We start from the raw sequence: 7232 nt of genomic DNA, 5'->3' as shown, positions 1-7232 counted from the left end.
CGCTCCAGGCCGGGCCTTCGGCCCACAGCAAGCCGGTGTACAGACGCTTGATCGCAGTGTTGGGCTGCGCGAGATCGTTGAAGGATGGATCGACCGCGATGATGTCGGGGTCCCAGAAATAAGTGGTTGGCGCACCATGGGGGCCGAAATCGCGGGGCGGTGTGGTGACCGTGCTCGGCGGTGCTGCGGGCCCGGTCTGAGCCAGCGCGGGGCCGGCCATCGTTGCCGCGGCGCCGAGCGCCAATCCCCGGACCAGCGTTCGTCGTGAAAGCGCAGCATCCTGCGCACGCAGCCCTTCGTCACGAGCCTCTTGGCGTGTCATCGCGTCCTCCCGATCATGTTCCACTGGCCGGTTGATCCGGCCGAGCAGCAGAAGGTTAGTCCGGTCCGTCGCCGGTTGCGAGGGGTGGAATCAAAACCGCAGCGCGATCGCGGGTCGCAATTTCGTCACCTTCGAATGCGTTTGGATTGATGGGTGCTGTAGGAAGATAAGGCGGAGCTCATCGTGCAAGTCGTCGTCCTGGTCATCCTTCTCGCGATCGCATTTGCGGCCGGCTATTACACGCGCGATTACGTCTCCCGGAAAAGGCGGGCGGAGGCACGCCGCTGGCGCGAGTACAGCGAGCCGGATTGGCTCTCCGCCAATGCGCCGGCCAACACCAACGAGATCGCGAAGGCCGGCACTGCCACGCCCGGGGCCGCCGGCGAACTCGGCCAGATGTTGAATCGCTGGGAGACCAGGGCCCGCGCCCGCCGCGCGGGGTAGGGGCGCAGACGTTTGGACGCAGCGCGACCGATGCAGTTCGAACCGAAGCGATATCCGGGCAGGCTGGAATACGCCGATTCCACACCCTGAGATGACAGGAGCGCTGCAAAGCTCTCGCTGCGTGCACATCTGAATGGAATCCGCTCGCGCGGGACCTGCGATGAGCCTGCCGGGCGTGCGCTTGATGAGAAGATGGATCTTCCGCGGCGGCGGCGATTGCCGGCGATGACCATTCCAGCGCCAAGTGTTGTTTAGCCTTCATGTAACAGACATATCGTTATGCAACATGAATTACGATACTTGGTGAGTTTTCCGTTACGGGACCGTTGGCCGCCGTCTTGGCCTGCTCCCGGGGAGGGTTCGCCGCAATCATTCATGAAGCTCCGTCTGGTGGGCGGCAACAAGGAAAACAATCATGACCGACGCATTGGCTGCTGGCTCAATCGCATTCACCGGCTTCAACGCAGACGGCGATGACGGCCTCGCCTTCGTCTCGTTCTCCGACATCAAGGCCGGTACCGTCATCCATTTCACCGACAACGCCTGGAACGGCTCGAGCTTCGCCTCCGACGAGAGCGTCTGGAGCTGGACTGCGACCACCGACGTCGCTGCCGGGACGATTATCAGCATGAGCGGTCTTGGCGCCGGCGGCAGTGCTTCGTCCAATATTGGAACCGTGGCGTTTGACACCGCCAACATGCGCGATATCGCCGACCTCAACGAAGTCATCTATGCCTACACCGGCGACGCTTCCAATCCGGTATTTCTGACCGCCATCACCAATTCCATCTTCAACGCCAGCCTCGGACGAGGCACGCTCAATGGCACCTGCCTCACCAACGGGGTCAACGCCAAGCAAATGTCGACCAGCCCCGACATCGCCGTCTATGTCGGCGACCGGTCGAGCCTTGCCAGTATCGAGGACTACAAGAAGAGCATCTACGCCGCGGCGAACTGGCAGCTGCAGGGTGGCAATGACGACCAGAGTCAAGACGGCACCACCCCCGATCTGCCATTTTCGACCCAGGCCTTCACCGCCGATCCGACCGCGCAAAAAATCGAGTTCGCCTCCGTTACGGCGAGCGTCACCGAAGGCGATAGCGGCGACACGGTGCTGACGCTGACGTTGACCCGCATCGGTTCGACCGCAGGTGTCACGACCTTCTCCGGCACGGTGGGCAACGCGTCCGGCATGTACGGTTACGCCAACGCCGACGATTTCGGCGGCGTCTTGCCGACATTCAGCGGCAGCTTCGCCGACGGCGCCTCGACCGCGACCGTGACGCTCCATATCAGCGGCGACACCACCTACGAGCCGGACGAGCATTTCTTCGCCAGGCTCGATGCGGTCGCGAGCGCCGGCGGCCTTATCTATATCGGCGACAAGGCGGTTGTGGACACAACGATCGTCAACGACGACCCGGTCCAGTTCTTCGGCTTCGCCGAGAATTCGCTGACGGTTTCGCAAACGGAAGGCGATGCCGGCGACGTCAGGACCTTCACCTTCGTGGTCGAGCGGACCCACGGCACCGACGGCGATCTTTCGTTCAGCGGCGTGATCTCGTCTGGCTCCGCCGATGCTGCCGACTTCGGCGGCACGGCGCCGTTGACGTTCTCCGGCGTCATCAAGGCCGGCGAGAGCACCGCCACCGTCACCGTCACCACCAGCGGCGACGTCACGCTGGAAGGCAACGACAGTTTCGCCCTGCATCTGACCAACGCAAGCTCCAGCACCAACACCACCATCGTCCTGACCTATATCGACGCGACCGGTGTCATCGTCAACGACGACCCGCTGCACGTCGGCGCCGGTCAGACCATCACGTCGCCGCTCACCCTCGCCGACGGCGACCACCTCACAGTCGACCAGGGCGGGGCGCTCGCCGTTCCGGATCCGCAGGATGGCTCCAACGCCGGCGCGATAGTCTGGTCGGGCGGCGCAGTGATTGTCGACAATGCCGGTGGCATCGGTCTCGATGGTACGAACTACCACGTGACGAGCGCCAACGGCGTGACCGGCTCGTTCGCGTTCAACAATGCCGCGACCGGCGCGACCTGGGGCAGCATCGGGTTTCGATACCTTGGTTCCGGGTCCGTCGTCACGGTGAACAATGCCGGCCTGATGAACGGGGGCGTGGGTTACGCGCTGGACTTCACCGATGTCGGCAAGGATTCCACGGTCACCGTCAACAATCTCGCCGGCGGCATCATCACCAACAGTCAGGCCAGTTCCGACGTGGTGCGCGGCGGCGCCAACATGCTACTCAACAATTCCGGCATCATCCGGTCGGCAGTGGACGACACTGCCAACGGTTACTATGGCGGCGATGCGGTCGACTATACCGGCAGCGTCGGCGGGATCGTGCACAACTTCGCCGGCGGCTTGATCGAGGCGTCCCGCCACGCCGTCACCAACAAGAAGGGCATCACCGTCATCAACGATGCCGACGCGACCCTGATCGGCCGCAACGGCTCCGGCGTCAACATCGACAACGACGCGACCATTGCCAATACGGTCTATATCACCAACCGTGGCACGATCATCGGAGCCTCCGCCGGATACGATGACAGCGATGGCGATGCGATCGACACCGACGGGCTGGTCAAGCTCGACAATTACGGCCTGGTCGCGGGCGTGGGCGCCAGCGGCTATCACAACGGCGAGGTCAACGTTTCCGAGGGCGCAGCCATCGGCGGCGGCGTGATCAACAATTATGCCGGCGGCTCCATCTATGGCTACGGACGCGCGATCCAGGTGGACGATTCCTCGAACGGCGCGGCGCTCGGCGCGACCACGATCTACAATGAAGGTTTGATCTGGGGCGAAGGTCACGGTCCGGAGGGCGTCGATCCCGCCGACGCGGCGGCAATGAACGCCCGGATCGCGGGCCGCGAGGCCATCGACATCCTCGGCAGCTTCGCCGACACCATCACCAACAAGGGCACGATCCTCGGCGGCATCTTCACCGATGGTGGGGCTGATCTGCTTGACAACAGCGGTCTGATCGTGGCCAGGGCCGGGGCGGCGATCGATCTCGGTGACGGCGACGACACCTCCACCAACAGCGGCATCGTCTCCGGCGACGTGTTGTTGGGGGCTGGTGACGACGTCCTCAATCTCGTCACCGGCTCGACGATCGCAGGCCTGATCGATGGCGGCGACGGCACCGACACGATCAACCTGTCCGGCGACGGTCTCGGGAGCGTCGGGGTCGTCGCCAATGTCGAGAAGCTGCTGGTCGAAGGCGGCACCTGGTCGGTGGCCGACAGCGCGCGCGGGTTCTCGAATATCGTCATCAAGGGCGGCGCCGCAGTGGCGTCGGCGATCCAGATCAGCAACACCGACACGCTCCAGATCGAACAAGGCGGCAAGCTCGCAGCGCGGCTGGACTTCACCAACGATGCCTCCAATACGACCAGCGTGCTGGCGCTCGACAACGCCGGCGAGATCTCCGTAACGGCGGTTACAGCGGTCGCGCTGCAACTCTCATCCCCCGACACGAAGGTCACCCTCAGGAACGCGGAAGGCGGCGTCATCCAATCGGGAGCCGGCAGCAGCAAGGCGGGTACGATCAATGTCGGCGCCATCCCGGCGATCGCGCCTACGGCCGATGTCCAGATCGACAATGCCGGTCTGATCGCCAGCGGTGGCGTGGCAATCTACGCCAATAATTTCGGCGGCGACGAGTTCGTCCTGAACAACTTCGATACCGGCGTCATTCGCGGCGGCGCCGCGGGGGCGACACTGGTCGGCTGGATAGACACCGTGAACAATGCGGGGCGCATCGAGGGCGGGCTCGACGGCTTCAGCTACGACCGCAATCCGAACGCCACGTTCAACAACCTCGCAGGTGGCCACATCGAAGGCAATCGCCATGCCATCACCGGCAAGGGCGGCGCCAGGATCGACAATGCGGCCGGAGCCACCATGGTGGGCCGCAACGGTTCGGCCGTGAACGTCGACAACAACGCCTCAGTCGCGAACACCGTCTATGTCACCAACCACGGTGTCATGGACGGCCGCTCGGCGAACGCCGCCGACAGCGACGGCGATGGAATCGATGTCGACGGCCTTTTGGCGCTCGACAATTTTGGCCAGGTCAGGGGCCTCGGCGCCAACGGCTACCACAATGGTGAGGCCAACGTCTCCGAAGGAGTTGCGATCGGCGGCGGCATCATCAACAACTATGCGGGTGCAACGATCTACGGTTTCGGCCGTGCGATCCAGGTCGACAACTCCGCGAACGGCCCGGCTTCTGCAGAGACCACTATCGACAATGAGGGCCTCATCTGGGGCGACGGCTTCGGACCGACCGGCGTTTCCGAGGGGGACACGGCCGCGATGATCGCCAAGATCGTCGGCCGCGAGGCGATCAACATCGTCGGCAGCTTCGACGACACCATCACCAACAAGGGCACGATCCTCGGCGGCGTCATCGCCGACGGGGGGGACGACACGCTGATGAACAGCGGTCTGATGGTCGCGAAGGGTGGCGCGGCAGTCGATCTGGGCGGCGGCGACGATAGCTTTACCAACAGCGGCATCGTCTCCGGCGACGTGTTGTTGGGAGCCGGCGACGACACCATCAACCTCGTCGCGGGCTCGACCGTTTCGGGCATCGTCGACGGAGGTGCCGGCGGCGACACTCTCATCCTGTCTGGCATGGGGGAGGGAACGCTGGGCAGGGGTACCGGTATCGAGAACGTCGATGTACAGAGCGGCACCTGGGCGATCGACAACGATGGGAGCTTCAGCGATGTCACGGTCCAAAGCGGTGCCGCGCTCGTCGTGCGGGGCGCGATCTCGTCGGGGATCGTGGAGGGGGGCGCCGTGCTCTCGGTCTTCGGCCGCGCCGACAATGTGACCTTGCATGGCGAGCAGGCGGTTCAGTCCGGTGGTGTTGCCACTGACACGACGATCGAGGCGGGCGGCGAGCAGCGCGTCATCAATGGTGCCGCGGCGAACGGCACCACCATCGAGGGCGGCACGCAGCACGTCTACGGCACCGCCGACGACACCACTGTCGGCGCCGCCGGCCTGCAGCACGTCAATGGCAGCGCGACAGACACCGTGGTCAATGACGGCGGCGAGCAGAATGTCTATGCGGGTGCGACGGCCATCGGCACGACGCTGAACACGGGCGGCCTTCAGATCGACTGGGGCACCACGATCGCAACTACCATCGCGGGCGGCAGCCAGTACGTCTATGGCATCGCCGCCGACACGGTGATCCTGTCCGGAACGCAATATGTCGGGGTTGGCGGCGCAACCTACGGTGCCCTGATCGGGAGCGGCACGCTGCACGCCTTTGCCGGCGCCTCGGTGCACAACGTGACCTTTGCGGGGGCGGATGCCACGCTGGTGCTGGACCAGGCTTCCGGCTTCAGCGGCTTCCTCTCCGGTTGGCAGGACGGCAATCAACTGGATCTCGGCGACATCGAGTTCGGCGAAACCACGACGATCGCCTACGTCGCCAACGACGGAAACACTGGCGGAAAGCTGACGGTTTCCGATGGCTCCCACTCGGTGTCGCTGGCGCTGCTCGGCCAGTACACGGCGGCCGACTTCGCCCTGGCGAATGACGGCCAAGGCGGCAGCCTGATCAGCGATCCCGGCGGGCAGGTGCAGACCCAGCTCGTCGTAGCGCATGCCTGACCACCCGGCGCCCCGCGATCATCCCGCGGGGCGCTGCTCCAGGCCTGAAGCCCGGGGCACGCGGGACCTGCCAGGTCAGCTATCCTGACCATCTTTTGGCGTTGCAGATGCGGCCGTTTCTCGTCTAGAAACGACCCGACTGAGCCTCCCGGCAACCAACCGTCAACGGTTTTGGCCGAGGATTTGGGGCTCAAAAGGGTTCGGCAATGCTGATTCGCGGCCAGATCGAGGGGATTTCGGGGGAGGTGGCTCTGGCCACCGCCACGATCCCGGCCGCGCTGCTGCCCACCCTCCTTATTGGCGGCCTTCTTCTTACTTGCCCCTGAGGGCCGGCTGGGCGCCATGCGCCTGGGCGCTCAGGGGTTGGTCGAGATCACCGGACACCTCCAGCGCCCAGCCAAATGAACGGCGCGAAAGCTCAAAAGGAAATTTGCAATGGCCCCCGCGAACAAGTCCGACAAGGACCGCGTCATCATTTTCGACACCACGCTGCGCGACGGCGAGCAGTGCCCCGGCGCCACCATGACCTTCGAGGAGAAGCTCGAGGTCGCCGAGCTGCTGGACGATATGGGCGTCGACGTCATCGAAGCCGGCTTCCCGATCACCTCGCAGGGTGACTTCGAAGCGGTCAGCGAGATCGCCCGCCGTTCCAAGAACGCCGTCATCGCCGGCCTGTCCCGCGCCCATCCGGCCGACATCGACCGCTGCGCCGAGGCGGTGAAATTCGCCAAGCGCGGCCGCGTCCACACCGTGATCGCGACCTCGCCGCTGCACATGCGGGTGAAGCTGAACAAGACCCCGGAGCAGGTG

Annotated in this window: 2 protein-coding genes and 2 pseudogenes; 3 read left to right on the top strand and 1 reads right to left on the bottom strand. The window is 64.6% G+C overall.

Annotated features, from left to right (window positions below):
• Nucleotides 1–322: pseudogene (locus JHD07_RS22915) on the bottom strand (SMP-30/gluconolactonase/LRE family protein); the annotation flags it as partial.
• 180 nt (nt 323–502) lie between these two features.
• On the opposite strand from JHD07_RS22915, the gene JHD07_RS22910 reads away from it, so the two are divergent.
• The 3 genes and pseudogenes from JHD07_RS22910 to JHD07_RS22900 form a co-directional block, all read left to right on the top strand.
• Complete coding sequence (locus JHD07_RS22910; protein ID WP_291626143.1) at nt 503–766, top strand: hypothetical protein; 264 nt, start codon at nt 503–505, stop codon at nt 764–766.
• Between the two features lie 415 nt (nt 767–1181).
• Complete coding sequence (locus JHD07_RS22905) at nt 1182–6422, top strand: Calx-beta domain-containing protein (protein ID WP_291626141.1); 5241 nt, start codon at nt 1182–1184, stop codon at nt 6420–6422.
• A gap of 435 nt (nt 6423–6857) precedes the next feature.
• Nucleotides 6858–7232 (top strand): annotated as a pseudogene (locus JHD07_RS22900) (2-isopropylmalate synthase); the annotation flags it as partial.

The organism is Bradyrhizobium sp. (assembly GCF_016462955.1).
Taxonomy (GTDB): Bacteria; Pseudomonadota; Alphaproteobacteria; order Rhizobiales; family Xanthobacteraceae; genus Bradyrhizobium.
Note: the sequence above shows the minus strand (reverse complement) of the source record. Positions and strands in the feature narration are given on the sequence as shown.